This window comes from Providencia burhodogranariea DSM 19968 (assembly GCF_000314855.2).
Taxonomy (GTDB): Bacteria; Pseudomonadota; Gammaproteobacteria; order Enterobacterales; family Enterobacteriaceae; genus Providencia; species Providencia burhodogranariea.
On record NZ_KB233223.1, the window covers coordinates 178,998 to 196,472 of the forward strand.

The following is a 17,475-nucleotide window of genomic DNA, read 5'->3' on the forward strand; positions in this document are numbered from 1 at the left end:
CAACAATAAGATAGTCATACCCAAATGACAATTTAGTGTTTTAGGTACTACCCGTGATACTTCAAATTGTAGGGGTGTTGTCTTCTCTCAGCTACCCTAGCCACATTTATGTATGCTCCTAGCGCCTCATTCCCTTGTCGCCTAGCTGCACCTCGAATTATTTAGGGTCAACAATAAGATAGTCATACCCAAATGACAATTTAGTGTTTTAGGTGCTACCCGTGATACTTCAAATTGTAGGGGTGTTGTCTTCTCTCAGCTACCCTAGTCACATTTATGTATGCTCCTAGCGCCTCATTCCCTTGTCGCCTAGCTGCACCTCGAATTATTTAGGGTCAACAACTAGGTTATTTCATTCGGTATTTCAATGAATTAGAGTGATTTTGGCTATGTCATTATCTAATAAATAACCCTAATTTTAAATTATCGGGAATTTCTTACACAAAGTTTGCTGAATTATATACTTTTTCGCGCAAGCATCAAAATAGCTTCGCTTGTAGTCTAACTACAACCCAAATTATTTCGTTTATGTATAAAAACAATATCCCGGATCAGGTATATCCGTGATCCGGGATCGATTTAATTTCTACCTTTCTAGGTAAGTAGAAATTAGCGCAGACTAATCGTCACCATTAAGGCCCGCACGGTTCAATAAGAACTGTGACAGCATTGAAACAGGACGGCCCGTTGCACCTTTAGCTTTACCTGAACGCCATGCAGTACCTGCGATATCTAAGTGAGCCCAATGATATTTGGTCGCGAAGCGAGCAAGGAAGCAACCTGCGGTGATGGCACCACCCGGACGCCCACCGGTGTTCGCTAAATCAGCAAAGTTAGAGTTGATCTGATCGTAATACTCATCAGTTAGCGGTAAGCGCCATGCACGATCGCCTGCTTGTTCTGATGCATTAAGCAGTTCGTGAGCAAGAGGATTATGATTAGACATCAAGCCAGTATAGTGGCTACCTAATGCGATAACACATGCGCCAGTGAGTGTTGCGATATCAACAACCAATTCAGGCTCAAAACGCTCGATATAGGTCAGAGCATCAGCTAGTACTAAACGACCTTCGGCATCTGTGTTGAGGACTTCAACTGTTTGACCTGACATTGTGGTGAGAATATCACCCGGACGATAAGCGCGACCACCCGGCATGTTTTCACAACCCGCAAGAATACCGACTACGTTGACTGGTAGCTGTAGTTCAGTGATAACACGCATCACTCCATAAACAGTCGCAGCACCACACATGTCATATTTCATTTCATCCATGCCATCGGCAGGCTTGATCGAAATACCGCCGGAGTCAAATGTCAGACCTTTACCTAGCAGTACGATAGGCTTAGCCTCAGAATCAGGGTTACCTTTGTACTCCATAATCGACATTAAAGACTCGTTTTGTGAGCCTTGTCCAACGGCAAGATAGGCATTCATGCCCAGCTCTTTCATTTGTTGTTCGCCAATAACACGCGTGACAAGCTTGCTATCAGAAATATCAGCGAGTTGACGAGCTTGTGAAGCCAAATAAGCTGCATTGCAGATATTTGGAGGCATATTACTGAGGTCTTTCGCTGCTTTAACTCCAGATGCGATAGCTAATCCGTGAGAAATTGCGCGCTCACCACTAGTCAGTTCACGGCGAGTTGGTACATTGAAGACCAACTTGCGTAGTGGACGGCGATGCTCAGTTTTATTACTTTTCAGCTGATCAAACACGTAGAGCGACTCTTTTGCCGTTTCTACTGCTTGACGTACTTTCCAATAATTATTACGGCCTTTGACATGTAATTCAGTCAAGAAACAAACCGCTTCCATTGAACCTGTTTCATTCAAGGTACTGATGGTTTTCTGAATGATCTGTTTAAATTGACGTTCATCCAGCTCACGCTCTTTACCACAACCAATGAGTAGAATACGTTCAGACAGGACATTTGGTACATGATGGAGTAGTAGAGATTGACCTACTTTACCTTCAAGTTCCCCTCGGCGCAGCAGGGCGCTGATATATCCGTCACTTATTTTGTCCAGCTGTTCAGCTATAGGGGACAGACGGCGTGGTTCAAAGACTCCGACAACAATACATGCACTGCGTTGTTTTTCCGGGCTACCACTTTTTACACTAAACTCCATGCGTTCTCCTGAATCTTAAAGACAAAGGCCCATGCTCCCGCTAAAATTAGCGTACCGCATAATCTACCTCATAGAGAATGAACTCTTTATGTTAAACTGAGCGGATATCTGGTTTTTCAATAATATTAAGCATGTTCTGATTGGGTAATCAGTTTATATCCAAAATAATTCAAGTTGCATATTAGGCGACAAGTGAAGCTAAATCAGGGAACATAGAAAACTATGTGACTTGAGTAGCTGAACGAAGTCAATACACCTACAACTTGAAGTATGACGAGTATAGAGAATGCTTTTATATCATTCTAGTCATACAATGAGCCAGAGTATATGTTAACAAATGGTAGATATTGAACGAACTTAGCCATTTTCCACCCAAAAGACAAGTTTTCACAGGCGTATAAGCGTGATTATTATTAGATATTTGGTACGGGAGACCCTGAAAAGTCAGTTAGCCATCCTATTTGTGCTAATGTTGATTTTTTTCAGCCAAAAGTCCATCGATATCCTAGGGGCTGCGGTACAGGGAAATATTCCTTCAAACTTAGTGTTACCTCTGTTGGGACTGGGTGTGCCTGAAATGGCGCAATTGATCCTACCGTTGAGCCTATTTCTTGGGCTATTGATGACATACAGTAAACTTTACACCGAAAGTGAAATTACGGTGATGCATGCCTGCGGTTTAGGGAAAAGTGTTCTCGTGAAAGCTGCTTTAGTATTAGCGACACTGACCGCCCTTGTCGCGATAGGCAACATTACGTGGATGCTTCCATGGTCGTCTCAGTATCAAGAGCAAGTGCTGGCGGATGCAAAAGCAAATCCCGGGCTTGCTGCGATGGTGGAAGGTCAATTTAAAACCACAAAAGATCGCAATATTGTTCTCTATATTGGTGATGTAAAAGGTAACGATTTTAAAAATATCTTCCTTGCTCAACTCCGCCCAGCAAATGAACAGCGCCCCTCGGTAGTTGTCGCTGATAGCGGTTATTTGAAAGAAGATGCAGATGGTCGCCAAGTTGTGGTGCTTGATGAGGGTACTCGTTATGAAGGAACCGCATTATTGCGTGATTTCCGCATTACCGATTTTAAAAATTATCAGGCAGTCGTTGACCATAAAACCAGCGATACACGTAAAGATAAAGTCGAGCAGAAAAATATGCTCGAACTATGGCAGGCCAATGATCCTGATTCTAATGCGGAATTTCATTGGCGTTTGACGATTGTATTCTCTGTGGTTGTTATGGCCTTGATGGTTGTGCCATTAAGTGAAGTGAATCCGCGTCAAGGTAGGGTATTGAGTATGCTTCCAGCAATGTTGCTGTACCTTATTTTCTTCCTACTCCAAAGTACATTGCGTAGCAGTGCCGGGAAAGGTGATGTTGACCCTAAGTATGCAATGTGGGCGGTCAATTTAGGGTATTTGGCATTAGCGATTATTCTCAATATTTGGAATACCGTGCCAATGCGCCGTTTACGCGTCAAATTTCATAGAGGGGTAGCCTGATGTTTGGTGTTTTAGACAGGTATATCGGACGTACTATCCTCAACTCTATTCTAATGACTTTATTTATGTTGGTTTCGCTCTCAGGGATCATCAAGTTTGTCGAGCAACTACGAAAAGTCGGTGATGGTGAGTATACGGCGCTTGGAGCAGGGGTGTTTACTCTGCTAACAATCCCGAAAGATATTGATATTTTCTTTCCAATGGCGGCACTACTTGGCGCATTACTTGGCTTGGGAGCATTGGCTTCACGCAGTGAACTCGTGGTTATGCAAGCATCAGGTTTTACTCGCTTACAGATCGCGCTTTCTGTGATGAAAACAGCTATTCCACTAGTGATTATAACTATGCTTATTGGTGAGTGGGTCGCGCCTGCTGGTGACCAATGGGCTAGAAACTACCGTGCTGAGAAAATTATTGGTAACTCATTGGTGGCCACAGATGAAGGCATGTGGGCGAAAGATGGGCGCAATTTCATTCATATTCAACGCATTGCTGATACAACATCGATTCAAGAAATTTCTATTTATCGTTTTGATGATAAACATAAATTAGAATCTGTGATGTTTGCGTCAAGTGGCAGCTATGATAAAGATAATGATCAGTGGGTGTTATCCCAAGTTGATGAATCCATTATGAGTAGTGAGAAAAAAATCACTGGATCTCAACGTTTAACGGTCAATTGGAAAACGAATCTCACCCCTGAAAAGTTAGGGATAGTTTCACTCAATGCTGATTCACTTTCTATTCAAAAACTCTATCAATATATCAGTTACTTAAAAGAGAGTGGGCAGGTTGCCGCCGTTTATCAATTGAGTATGTGGCAAAAAATATTTGCGCCTCTGTCAGCGGCAGTCATGGTGTTGATGGCTGTTTCATTTATTTTTGGTCCATTGCGAACCGTGCCTATGGGTGTGCGTATAGTTTCAGGGATCGTAGGTGGTTTTTTATTTTATGTGCTTAACCAAGGGTTTGGTAACTGGAGTCTCGTCTATTCTGTGCCCCCAATTATCGCTGCGCTTTTGCCCAGTTTATTATTCCTTGGCGTGAGTATTGTGCTATTGGTGAAACGAAAGTAATACCTAAATTCTCCATTAAAATATCTGTTTTAAAAGCCGTTATTAATCATTAGGATAACGGCTTTTTTATCACGGGAGAGTGTTTATATGTGAAGGTGTTTTTTAAAGAACAGTAACGCTTTTACTGGCGGTTTCACAATGCTACCTAAAAGAGTATTTCCAACACCACATACTTTTGATTTTAAATTACTTTGTGGCTTAAAGACTTTGTTATGTCCGCTTATCTGAGAACTGACCATATTCACTTTGCCATAATAGCCTTTTACTGGAACATTAAGAGCATTGGATAACATTTGTGCATTCGAAAAATGTCCACCATTCGCACTATAACAACTCATAAAATTCACAGAGTAAACTTGCTTGATGTTATTTGCAAAAACAGTGGCTCCCGCTTTACCTGTAAGTAACTTTTGATTAGGGGTCTGTACAATAAACGGTGCACCATGCGCTTTCACCGTATGCCATACAGTATTAATCTTATTAATCTGACCTAATGTCATTTTTCATCCTTGAGTGTATATCGTTAGCGAGCTAACAATATAATTGTAATTTGAAGATAAAAATATCCTAAAAACACCTATAAATTATCTATATTGGTCATCGACAATTATTTAAAAAAGCCATGTTATACTTTTTAGATTATTTAAAGGTAAGGCTAGCGTAGAGAGCTTTTTGGCAACTAAGAATCAGAGAACTTACTTCAAATGTATAATTGTTCAATTGATTGATTTTTAGTTGATAACAACTGCCTGATATTTCAGGCAGTTGTTAATTTGAACGTAAGAAGTCGGATAAAACCACGTTTTAGGGTTGGGATATAACTCGCCAGTGCATCAGCAGCGTCGGCGGTACGCTTTCAATGTTTCCCATACGCATGGTTAGCAGATAAAGCAGCAACTAGCTCGTTAACCCCGATGGTCAGCTTGCTAAACTTACTGCTATCCTTGCGTGTCATCACCACAAAAACACCAATATTTTGTTGTGGGATCATCGCCATATAAGTATTAAAGCCACCACCGCCGCCAGTTTTTTGATAAATGCCCGGGGTACCATTACGCGGTTTCATATAAACCCAGCCAAGCCCTAAACCATCGGCATATCCCGCAACATCCATGCCTTTGACATCGAGTAATTTCCCTCTTGGGAAGTAAACACCTTGCTCGCGCGCAGCAGTTGCTTTTCGTAAATTCTTATCTGTTGATAAAAATTCCTGCATCCATTTTTGCATATCCGCTGGGGTTGAATAGACCCCACCACTGCCAGCTGCTGCTAATGTGTTATGGCATGGGCTAGGTTTTGTGCCTTCCATCAACCTTGCGCATTGCGAAGCGTTTGGAGTATAAGTCGTCTCGGTCATTTTAGCTGGGGATGTAACATAACGACTGAATAACTGTGGATAGGAGAGCCCTGACGCTTTAACCATTGCATCGGCAAGAAGGTCATAAGCAAGATTTGAGTAAGAAGCTTGGGTGCCCGGTGTTGAGTCGAGCTTACCCGTTCTAAGCCAATTCCAGCGGTTATCTTGTGTTGGCCATATAAAGACAGGTCGCCCCCATTTGCCTCCTGGCTGTTCTCTTGGTAATCCACTTGTGTGGCTGGCAAGTTGATATAATCGGATCGGTTGCCCGCTATTGTTATCCGGTACAGTGACACCTTGGTAACTATATTGTTGTAGCGGATCGGTAATAAGCAATTTTTTATCTTGCTCAAGTTTAATTAAGATTTCGCTGGTCATTAATTTAGTGACAGAGGCAATACGGATCAGCGAGTTAGGGCCTGGTTTTTTACCATTACCGGGTGCAGTTTCACCATAATAGCGCGACATTGTTTGATTGTTATCGATAATGATAATTGCCATACCGCGAGCATCACTTTCGTTAAATATACGATTTGCATACAGATCAACAATCTTAGCAACACGCTCATAGGTTCTGCGATCACCTTCGAACACTCTCCAGTCACTCGATTCGGTACTATATTCACTATCATTGCTCTGTAGAAATTTAGGTTGTTTTTCTGTTGTTGTTGAACAGGCTGCTAATGCGAAGGACAGCGCAGACACTGACAGAATTTTTAGAAATGATTTCTTCATGTTTAGGAGCCAGCCGATATGATGATTTTGCAAATGATCTAACAGACCAAGGTTATTTTTTCTTAGAAAAGACCTTCATCAAGACACCGATTAAGATGCCAACGACGAGTCCTATCGCGATCCAACTCAAAAAGCCCATGTTATTAGTACCTTTGATATTTCAGCAAGATTGCGTATACGCTAGCAAAATTTAGGGCATGTCGCTAGCGGCCTTGAAAGAGGAATTGATTAAATCAAATTTTTGATTAAATTAACATAATGTTAAGCGAATAAATAAACAAAAAGGGTTAATGTACAAATAGAAATTAAATTTACTCAACATGCTTTTTTTTTAAGCGAACAAACTGAATTTTCAAGATAAATCTTGCTAGTCTAGTCAGGGCAAGTATAATAGCCACGTTTTCCAAGAAACACATCACTTCGTGCCGGAGTGGCGGAATTGGTAGACGCAGTTGATTCAAAATCAACCGCCTTCGGGTGTGCCGGTTCGAGTCCGGCCTTCGGCACCATAAGAACATCAAGAGACGTCAACCGACGTCTTTTTTTGTATCTAAAATCCAGTGTTTGCAAGGCTTTCCGCCGCGTTTTCAGTCAATGCATGTCAACCTAACTCAACCCACATCAACCTCCTTGTGAGTATACATCTGAGTATATACGTCGCTTCGATAATATTTGTATACTCATCATACTTCGAATTACATGGGTGTTGGCTTCGCTCAGCTATCCGAGTCACATAGTTATCTATGCTCCTCGGCTATCTTCACTTGCCGCCTACATGTAATCCGAATTATTTAGAGTATGTATTTGCTCTGAGGTGAGAGGATAAAGAATATGGCATTAACCGATACGAAAGTTCGTGCAGCTAAACCTGACGAGAAAGCTTATACACTGACAGACAGTGATGGCTTGTTTCTTTATATTCACCCCAATGGATCCAAATATTGGCGTTTCCGTTTCCGTTTTCGCTTTGGCGGCAAACAACATTTAATGGCCTTTGGCGTATACCCTGAGATTTCATTAGCGGATGCGAGAGAACGAAGGGATGCTGCCAGAAAGCAAGTTGCTTTAGGTATCGATCCTCGTGAACTCAAGAAAGAATTAAAGGAAGAACAACAAAAGGAATTTAATACTTTTGAGAAGGTAGCTCGCGATTGGCACGCGACCAATAAAAAGTGGTCAGAAGGCCATAGCCATCGAGTATTAAAAAGTCTTGAAGACAATATCTTTACTGCTATTGGTAAACGTAATATTGCTGAACTAAAAACTCGTGATCTACTCGAACCCATTAAAGCCGTAGAGATGTCTGGACGTCTTGAGGTGGCGGCACGTTTACAGCAACGTGTGACAGGTATAATGCGCTATGCAGTACAAAGCGGTTTAATCGATTATAACCCAGCGCAAGATATGGTTGGTGCAATCGCCACAATCGAGTTCACAGAGCCGCATTAGAGCTTAAACGTCTACCTGAGTTCTTACAACGCATCGATGATTATAAGGGAAGACCTTTAACTAAACTTGCAGTCAAACTTACCTTGTTAGTTTTTATACGTTCTAGTGAACTGCGTTTTGCTCGTTGGGAAGAAATCGATTTTGAAAATGCCATGTGGACGATCCCCGCTGAACGTGAAGCGATAGAAGGGGTTAAGCACTCACATCGCGGCTCAAAAATGCGTACTCCTCATTTAGTACCTTTAAGTAGACAAGCCATTGAGATCTTAAAACAGATTTATCAATTCAGCGGCAACCACGAACTGATCTTTATCGGTGATCATAATCCTAGAAAACCAATGAGTGAAAACACGGTTAACAACGCATTACGAGTGATGGGCTATGACACTAAGACAGAAGTCTGTGGGCATGGTTTCAGAACGATGGCATGTAGCTCGTTGATTGAATCAGGACTATGGTCGAAGGATGCAGTAGAAAGGCAAATGAGCCACCAAGAACGTAACTCAGTAAGGGCTGCTTATATCCATAAGGCAGAACATATTGAAGAAAGACGGCTGATGGTGCAGTGGTGGGCAGATTATCTGGATGCAAATAGGGAGAGGCATGTGGGGGCGTTTGGGTTTGGTCGATGAAAAAGAAAATCTTCTATAAGAATACATATTTAAAAATTGTATAGATAATCATGGATATATACCATTCATCAGGTATATACCTGATGAATGGTATTTTTATTTAGAATTCGGGAGCTGGTTTCCCAAAATAGGAATTCCAATATTTTTTCCAATTATCCTTCAAAGAAAATAGTGGCTTTCTCCCATTCTCGTGAAACTGGAGCCATTCTAACTCTAAAATATTGTCTCTTCTTAGTTCTCTAGACATATTATTAGTGGCAATTCTTGGCCTATTTATATCGGTAGATATATATTCATTTATAGTTTTGGTAAGCTCTGATGCTTGACTTTTTTCAAAACCTTTCGCTTTTCTTAAAACTAACGAAACTAAAATAATTGGAATATATATAGTTCCAGTTATTTTCATAACTCCTATATTGTGTGGTATAGAGTTTATTAAATTTTTATCTATATTTTTTTCTGCATATTTTTTTTCATTATTATTAATAGGAAGTTGTAGCTCCTCAATAGAGGTTACTAACCCTAGTGATAATTGATTATGATCTAAATCTAAAATCGAATTATTTACTGATCTGTAATCTGATTTTGGTACTTCAATATATTGAAGCTCATTGTCATCATTTGATTCAATGATTAGTCCTAGAGGAGCATTCTTAGAAGATATTAATTCCACATAACAGCCATAATCAAGCGTATAGAGGGTATATTTCTTACCGATAGCATTTTGTGCTGAAACACTTTGTTTGAGAACATGAATGATTCTCATATCGTATAGATAATCAATTAGCGGATAGTTTTTCTCGTTACTAATTAGAAACCCTCGTGATTTTCTACGCCCAATTACTTGATTAATAATTAAATCTAGTAACTGCACAGCTTCAGGTCTACTATTAATCGCTGCGTGTTTATTAACTTGAAACCACTTTTGGGCAGATTTACGTATATGTGATATAGATATTTTATTTGTCATTGCTCCCTGTGCTGCAATAGATATTATATTTATTGCATCGCGAGGAACTCCTTCAACAGCACGAACATATTCATCAAACGCAGAACTTTGTGTAAAAATATCGCTTATAAATAAGTTGGCATCTTGATCACAGATTGAATTTTTATCGATAGCGCGAGCATGCCTATGTAGTAAAGTCTTAAAGAAATTTTTAGCTGCGTCTTGGTCATTATCAAACACCATATATTCATCAAGATTTATTATAGATGAAGCATCTGAACCTAGTTCAATTCCTATACTAATTCCAGTATGATTACTATATTCCATAAACTTACATCTATGGGCAATCGCTGCAATTTTTACGGTAACTCCAGAAATTGGATATAAAACTCTTCTTAATAGTTCAGCTAAATATGGTTGTAAGTCTAATGGAACCTCTGACCATTCATCTATTAATACCCAAAGCTCTTTTTTAGGTAATAAGGATACTATTTGGTTAAGTATTTTAGTTATGGTGCTAAAGTGAATCCTTACAGTTTTTTTCCCTGTTGATTTGATTTTTTCTGAGCACCCAGATTCATTTTTATTTGAAAACTTAAGATCGGCAGATATACCTTTATTCGAGAATGAGGGCGCTATACAAAAGTCATTGGAAGTATTAGTTGATGATATAGTTTCCTCTTCTGATACTCCATCAATACTAAGTGCTGTTGCTTGCTCTAAAAATTGATTAAGTAATTCAGCTATTTTTTCTGACTTATTTACGTCATGTTCAAAAATATAGTCTAAAATATCTTCATGTATAATACAGAGCGTATCAGATAAAAGTCGCGTAGCCCTCTCACTTAAAGGGATGTTTTGATCTGAGAAAATACCGCCAGTTGAGCCTATTAGCCTCATATCAATCATGGTGCTTATAATACCATCATCTAACTTATCTCTATAAAGAACTGCTAAAAAGTGAGTTTTTCCAGTTCCCCTGCGACCAAACATTACTTGATTATCTGTGCTCGAAAGCAATGTATATGTGGGGCCAACATCAACAAATGATTTGATCAAATGCTCTGGTTGTAGTTTTTCAGCTCGTTTAGCTAATCTCATCATAATCGCGTTGATATTTCTCATTTCTACTTTTTATCCTCACTCAATTATAATTATGAAGCTATTAATAATGATATAAAGTAAATATCTTACTTCTATAATAAACTATGCTTAACAGGTTCAGGGAAAATTAAACCTAAATCTCTTGAGTTGATTTTAAACAATGGCCCTTTTTCCGATACTCTACCATTTTTTGCTGAGCGTTTAATTAAATGGTCCATAGTAATGGTTCCGTTTTCAAGCAAAGGCATTAATTGGTTCAAGAGAGGGGCTTTTGTATGAGTAACAGATATTAGCTGAAAGTATTCAATACCATCAATAAATTGACTTTTAGCTTCAATCCAAAATGTTTCAGAATGCTTTTCTTTCAATCGCTTGCGAAGTAGTTTCCCACTCCAACTTGCTACGTGCTCTTTAAATATATTCTTATCATCTTCATGTTCAGCACACCACTCCTGTAAAATATCCTCTTCAACCTTAAATATTAATCCTTGGCTGTTAGGTTTTCGCGTACTAATGGTACAATAGAGTTTAAAATCATCCTCTCTGAAGTAACCAAATTTATCCAAAATCTCAGCACTTTTCTTATAGGGGCTTATTTCCCATTCAGCAACTTGAGCGAAAATTGTTGTTCTATTTTTCTCGGCATTACGACCAGACTTTAGTTCAATACCTTTATAATCTGGTAACTTACTTGAGTTTGCTTGAATACCTAATGCATCTTCAATAGACATACCTACTGCGGTATCACCAACATGTGTCGCTTTTATTGGTGTTTTTGCTAATTCTTTTAGTTTATTGAGTAACTCATTAGCAATAGCATTATTCTCGCTTAAGTAGTCATCAACAAACTTTCTTAGCTGACTTGTTGTGGATTCTAGTTCTAAGGTCAGGTTTACTGAACTTAAATCTATTAAATAAGCGCTGTCATTATGAATAATGATAGCGATTTGCGCTCCGGCGTATGTGAAATTTGGAAGACCGGAGAACCACATTCTTGGATCACCTTTTTTCGTTTTAGGGCGATATAAGCTAACAGTGGTTGGTATCTGTTTTTCAGATGTGAGTAAAAAGGCGGTTTTCTTTATACCGTATTCGCTTGCCCCTTGGCCTTGCAAGTCATAGTGATGAAAATTTGTTATCTCAAAGTGAGTTCTTACGACTTGGGTTGCATCTAATATGCTTTTTTTTAGCCCAGTTTTTGTTGGTTCAAAGATAGAGAACTCGATAGCTAATTGTGTCAGGACTTTTTTATTATTGTTGACTCGCAATTTTGTTGTTTCGTCAATATCTTCAGTCCGTTCCTGCAGAAGTAATTGTTGGTCACTATCATCTAAAACGACATCGGAGTCATCAACAAAAGCCTGAGATACATTAGGTGTAGGTGTTTTGATGCTAGCATCATTATCACGGGCTTTAACTACAGCTTTCCAATTACCAAAGCAATTAAGCCTAGCAACAGTTTCAAGTGCTTCAGTATGAGGTATATTTTTTTCTTTCTTGATTTCTTTTGCTTGTTTTTTAAGCTTTTCGAATTGTGATGCAGTAATTCGTGGGGGTTGTGACATGTATAGCCTCTCTGTAATTTAGTTTCAGAAACAAATACATGCACCATTTCTTACTGCCCATAAATAAGTGATGCATAGATATTGAAACTTAAAAATTACAGAGAGGACTCGAAAGTCTTTGCTTGCTTGGGCTGAAGGCTTCTCTCTAAGCCGTAAATGGACTCTATAATTTCAGAGAAACTATGTCAATGAAATTGAAATTTAGGCCTGGACATTTCTAAATAATTCCTTTAGAATCTGTCAATTATCATCAATACTGTATATTTATATAGGCTATGAAAAAAGAAAATAAATTCAATCATATAGAGCTTTTCTCTGGGTGTGGGGGGCTTTCTCTAGGTCTTGAAAAAGCAGGATTTGAATTATTATTGGCTAATGAGCTATCGCCTATGGCGGCAGAAACATTTTCATATAACTTTTTTAATGAAGATTACCAAGATCTTGCTAAAAAAGATAAAAAGCCTAAACATTCATTTTGGATCAGTAGCAAGCATGAGAAGTTATTACCTCGACTGAGAGAAAATCCTTTTGAATACCCTGACTGTGCAGATAAAAGCAGTGTTTCTGATATTCCTAAAAATATTAAAAGCCTGAAAGGTAATTTATTAATAGGAAACATTATTGAGTTAAACAAGCTTATTGAAAGTAAGGAAGAATTACGCCAAGCGTTAATATCAGGTTTTTCAAGTGGTGGTGTTGATCTTGTTTCTGGAGGCCCTCCATGCCAAGGTTTTAGTATGGCTGGATTACGGGAAAAAGATAGCGACAAAAATATGCTTCCTTGGGAGTTTGCTAAGTTTGTTGAGTATGTGCAACCTAAAATCGCTGTTCTAGAGAATGTAACTGGGATTTTAAGAGCATTCAAAGACAGCAATGGAAAGCCATTTTATGCTTGGTTTGAGGTTGCAAAAGCGTTTGCTGAAAAAAAATATATTCCACTATGCTTACATGTGAATGCTAGGTTTGCAGGCGTCCCACAGAACAGACCCCGCTTTATAATGATAGCAATACGCTCTGATATATTTGAAGATATCAAAAGTTCGTTTGGTAGTGAGAGTGTTGATTATCAACTGCTTTCTTCATCAGAGAAATTCTACAAACTTGTTCAAAATAACCCTGATAAAGCGATCATGGGAACACTTGAATGTTATGATCCAGTGAAGAATATTTCATTGTTTGAAGATTCATTTTTACGCCATCTTGTTGGTCATGCTCTTGTATCAGTTAAAGAAGCTTTAGATGATTTAAAGCAAACATCTCCTACAAAACCATCGGAATTTGTTGAAAGCTTGAATGAAACATTCTCAACCGTATTATTAGAGCATGAGAAGTTAAGTAACCACGATCATAGAAGTAATGGTTATCATGTTCAGCGTAGATTTCGCTTATACCAAGTTGTACAACAAAGCCAAAGTACAATGGTAAAGAAAGAAATATTCGATATATTGAAAGGTAATTCTTGCTCACTATCAGATGCTGTCTGGGAACAAGTAAAAGGCTATGAGTTTTTAAAAGATAACAACAAAATTGAATGTTTCGATTCAAAAGACAGTTTTATTGAATATTTACGAAATCACCCAACTAAGAAGCACTCACAAAAAGCATTAGATCCCAATCAACCCGCGCCTGCGGCATTATCAATACCTGATGATGCATGTCATTATGATAAAAATGAATTGAGAGTTCTCACGGTTAGAGAAATGGCAAGAATTCAATCGTTTCCTGATAACTTTGTATTTCGCTCAAAAGTGACTACTGGTGGGCAAATGCGTAAATTTGAAGTTCCTCAATATACTCAGGTGGGAAATGCTGTACCACCGTTACTAGGTTTGGCTATTGGTAAAGTGGTTACTGAGCTGCTTATTCAGCTAACTAAAGACTGATGGTGACACTCTGGCTAGGTGTATAGAGAAATAATTTAATTTTTACGACTATTTTAGCAGTCCCTTAATGTTGAATTATTTATATAATACTTAAGGGACTTTTTTGTGATTTTTAGAGATATAAATGGAAAAACGTTAGGATGGTTAATAATACAAGAGCAAACCAAAAAAAGGTATCATTAGGGTTTAATTTAGCTAAGAATCTAGCAAATTTTATTGGAGTAATTACTAATATCATTGATAATAAGAAAAAAGGTGCAATTACTATCCATGATAAAAAGTAATAAAATGCAAAAACTATAAAAATGAAGCAAGAAACTACAGCTCCTATTATTATTGGAGAAAGGTCAGGTTGGATAGGTAACTGAAATTTAGTGAGTATATCGAATATGGGCTCTGCTAATATTTTTACAATATCAGTACCAGCTATAATATCTAAAAAACCCACAGCTAATGGTGCAATAATAATCATTACTTCCATTGTTAAATTTTCAAAAACTGTTTTTTTATGCTCAGTTACCCATTTAATAGAAAACCAGCTTATAAAAAAAATCAAAAATAATGGATAAGTATATAGAATTGATTCATCGGGTAGAAATCTAAGTTTAAGTAACAGAAGTATAATAGTAAATGATAGCAAGCTTAACCAACCGTAGATTTTACGTAAAAAAAACAGCCCTTCTTTTACAGTTGTATTTTCAAGTAATTCATTAATTTTTGAATAGTTTTTTTCTATTGTAGCAATGAATGCATCAATTTTAGGGTTTCTTCGAATACGTTCACCTATGAGGTATAGAGTAATAATATAAATGAAAAATGGTAATAATAATTTCAGCATAGGAAACCTTTGGAAAATGAACTGAGAACATAGCCGTAGGATTGTGGCAAATTTTGGGAAATAATTATACCTTACGATTAAAGACCATAGTTTATGAAATATTTAGTCCTGATAGTAAATGACAATGATAAAAAGATTGAATAATTTAAATTTACCAATTGATTACTTGGTTTGATAGCTTGATGTGTAGAAACTGGCTAAAAAATCACAATTAAATGTAATACATTAAATATTAACATACTGATAATTATCAAATTTTAAGGATGCTATCGACACAACGGAAAGTATCGATAGCGATTGAGCGATTTTTAGTCTAAAAAGATTAGATTATTTATAGCCTAAATAAGATATTATGACGATAGTTAATCACGTTACAATAATGGCATTAAGGGTTAAATGTCCAATCCCCTTGGTCAGTTTTCACGATAATCTCAATAATATAACACACATAATTTGCTCTATTGACCCCATTATAAATCATATAACGATATGTCTGTGTTTTCCCAAATGGCAGCGGATAAGGCCGTTTCGGATTACCAGAACTGCCTAAACATTGGCCTCTGTTCACCTGTACATCTTGAATATTGAGTTTACCCCCACGAAAAACTGTCGCAATAGTATTCCTGCCAAAGCACTGAACTTCTGCCGCTATCTCTTGCCAATACTGGCTGTGTCTTGGGTAATGTGTTTTATAAGCTGATGTCCCTGTCAACTCTTCCGTCCAACGTGTTTCCCCGCCTTTATCATGAGTCAGGTAATAAATAAGGTCGCCTAACTCTTCATCGGTACAGTGTGCTAAGAACTGTAAATCGTCATCGTGGCGATAGGCCATGTATTTTCTCTTCTATTTTCGTGTCAGTTGTCCCAACAAATAGGATTAGAGTATTCAACCTTTATTATAGATAAAGTTAGTCTAACCTCAATCTGCACAACAAAAATAATCGGTTCAAATAGATTTAACAGATCAATAAATTGAAACTGATCGGTTTCAACGATCTGTTTTATTTTTTTATTAATAATCAATAAGTTAAGTTAAGTTAAATTTAATTTTTATTGTTACAGGTTGTCCACTTCCCTTAAAATAAGACAGCTATAAAAGGGGAGTGGACAACCTATTTTTATCATTGATATTTAATAATATGTTTAATAGTGCTAATTAAGGCACTATTAACGTATTTATAGCAAAAGATTATAGTAAAAAAATAGTGGAAATAACGGAATTATATGCCACTTTTAATGATTGAACTGATTTGAATTTTATCAGATATAAAACACAAGATGGGCTTTATTGTTAATTCTAATACGTCAAATAGTTAATTTAACTATCAGAATCTCCGACAATAAAATTGTTGGAGTTTTTTTAATCATTAATTCAATGGTTAGGTTATTATAAGAATTGAGCTTTTACTGGGTAAGTCACGAGATGTTCGATAATGACATATATCTCGAGTGCGTATAACGTCTTCATTTCAATGCAGCAGAAAGGTTTTCAGCAAGTTGTTGAAGCAAAGCTTTAAGCTCATTTTCATCACCGGGGATTTGTGCAAAGCGGGGGCATGTAATAACCAGTTTGACTGATTTTCCTAAATAATAGACTGGATATGAAATCGAATTTAAGCCAATGATCCTGTCGTGTGAAGCCTCAGCATAACCATTGTTTTTAATTTTTATTAGCTCCTCACATAATTGGGAGCGTAATGGCAAATCTAACGTATAATTACGTATCAGTGACCAACTATCTTGATCATCTGACATGGCTAAAAGTAATAATGCAGAGCTGGATTTTATTGTATTCAGTAATGATCCATCTCGAGCACTGATTGAAGGGCCAAATTCCGGTTGCTGGTGAGCAATAACTCGCACTTGTCCCTGTTGTAATGTCGCTAAATGACATGATTGATTAGTTTGCCACGTGAACTCTTTCATTAATTGCTGACAAGTATCTGAAGCGCCAAAAGAACTCATGACTTCAACAGAGTGAGAGAAATTAAGTTTATCAGTAAGCCGATAATGTCGCTCGCTATCTTGATAAATATAACCTTCCAATTCTAATATATAAACGATTCTAAATAATTTATTAAAAGATAACTCTAATTCATCACACAGTTGCTTCATGGTTTTGGGGGTATTACATCGTCCAAGGTACTCAAGTATAACAAGTCCTCGAGTTAATGCAGGGGCACGATAACGATCTAAATTGTCTGTCATGGTGCCCCCATTTGAATTTTTATTTATTAAATTATGAATGAGTTACG

Annotated in this window: 11 protein-coding genes, 1 tRNA gene and 1 pseudogene; 5 read left to right on the plus strand and 8 right to left on the minus strand. The window is 37.7% G+C overall.

The window, feature by feature from the left end:
* Nucleotides 1-619 precede the first annotated feature (619 nt).
* Nucleotides 620-2,131 (minus strand): leucyl aminopeptidase, encoded by a 1,512-nt coding sequence (gene pepA / locus OOA_RS11520; RefSeq protein ID WP_008912321.1) that lies wholly within the window; start codon nt 2,129-2,131, stop codon nt 620-622.
* Between the two features lie 403 nt (nt 2,132-2,534).
* Here pepA and lptF point away from each other — a divergent pair, with 403 nt between their 5' ends.
* Entirely contained in the window at nt 2,535-3,632 is a 1,098-nt protein-coding gene (gene lptF / locus OOA_RS11525) for an LPS export ABC transporter permease LptF (RefSeq protein WP_008912322.1), read from the plus strand.
* The gene (gene lptG, locus OOA_RS11530; RefSeq protein WP_008912323.1) at nt 3,632-4,708 is read left to right on the plus strand and encodes an LPS export ABC transporter permease LptG; all 1,077 of its coding nucleotides are present in this window, start codon (nt 3,632-3,634) and stop codon (nt 4,706-4,708) included. Before lptF ends, lptG begins: the two co-directional genes overlap by 1 nt.
* Nucleotides 4,709-4,791: 83 nt before the next feature.
* Here lptG and OOA_RS11535 read toward each other — a convergent pair whose 3' ends face one another.
* Complete coding sequence (locus OOA_RS11535; RefSeq protein WP_008912324.1) at nt 4,792-5,208, minus strand: hypothetical protein; 417 nt, start codon at nt 5,206-5,208, stop codon at nt 4,792-4,794.
* A 356-nt stretch (nt 5,209-5,564) separates the two neighbouring features.
* Nucleotides 5,565-6,800 (minus strand): D-alanyl-D-alanine-carboxypeptidase/endopeptidase AmpH, encoded by a 1,236-nt coding sequence (gene ampH, locus OOA_RS11540; protein WP_008912325.1) that lies wholly within the window; start codon nt 6,798-6,800, stop codon nt 5,565-5,567.
* Between the two features lie 424 nt (nt 6,801-7,224).
* Between ampH and OOA_RS11545 the strand changes: the two genes are divergently transcribed.
* Together OOA_RS11545 and OOA_RS11550 are read left to right on the plus strand one after the other, a co-directional pair.
* Nucleotides 7,225-7,309 (plus strand) — tRNA-Leu (locus OOA_RS11545).
* Between the two features lie 322 nt (nt 7,310-7,631).
* A pseudogene (locus tag OOA_RS11550) lies at nt 7,632-8,881 on the plus strand (tyrosine-type recombinase/integrase).
* Between the two features lie 100 nt (nt 8,882-8,981).
* Here the strand turns inward: OOA_RS11550 and OOA_RS11555 are convergent.
* Together OOA_RS11555 and OOA_RS11560 are read right to left on the minus strand one after the other, a co-directional pair.
* Complete coding sequence (locus OOA_RS11555) at nt 8,982-10,955, minus strand: ORC-CDC6 family AAA ATPase (protein ID WP_008912329.1); 1,974 nt, start codon at nt 10,953-10,955, stop codon at nt 8,982-8,984.
* Between the two features lie 71 nt (nt 10,956-11,026).
* Complete coding sequence (locus OOA_RS11560) at nt 11,027-12,499, minus strand: MvaI/BcnI family restriction endonuclease (protein WP_008912330.1); 1,473 nt, start codon at nt 12,497-12,499, stop codon at nt 11,027-11,029.
* Between the two features lie 275 nt (nt 12,500-12,774).
* Here OOA_RS11560 and OOA_RS11565 point away from each other — a divergent pair, with 275 nt between their 5' ends.
* A complete protein-coding gene (locus tag OOA_RS11565; RefSeq protein WP_008912331.1) occupies nt 12,775-14,382 on the plus strand; it encodes a DNA cytosine methyltransferase in 1,608 nt (535 codons plus the stop codon).
* 112 nt (nt 14,383-14,494) lie between these two features.
* Here OOA_RS11565 and OOA_RS11570 read toward each other — a convergent pair whose 3' ends face one another.
* From OOA_RS11570 to OOA_RS11580, 3 genes are all read right to left on the minus strand, one after another.
* Nucleotides 14,495-15,220 (minus strand): hypothetical protein, encoded by a 726-nt coding sequence (locus tag OOA_RS11570; RefSeq protein ID WP_008912332.1) that lies wholly within the window; start codon nt 15,218-15,220, stop codon nt 14,495-14,497.
* Nucleotides 15,221-15,605: 385 nt separating this feature from the next.
* Nucleotides 15,606-16,052, minus strand: coding sequence for a DUF3944 domain-containing protein (locus OOA_RS11575; protein ID WP_008912333.1), 447 nt, complete (start codon nt 16,050-16,052; stop codon nt 15,606-15,608).
* A 632-nt stretch (nt 16,053-16,684) separates the two neighbouring features.
* Nucleotides 16,685-17,428, minus strand: coding sequence for an IclR family transcriptional regulator (locus tag OOA_RS11580; RefSeq protein WP_008912334.1), 744 nt, complete (start codon nt 17,426-17,428; stop codon nt 16,685-16,687).
* Nucleotides 17,429-17,475 lie beyond the last annotated feature (47 nt).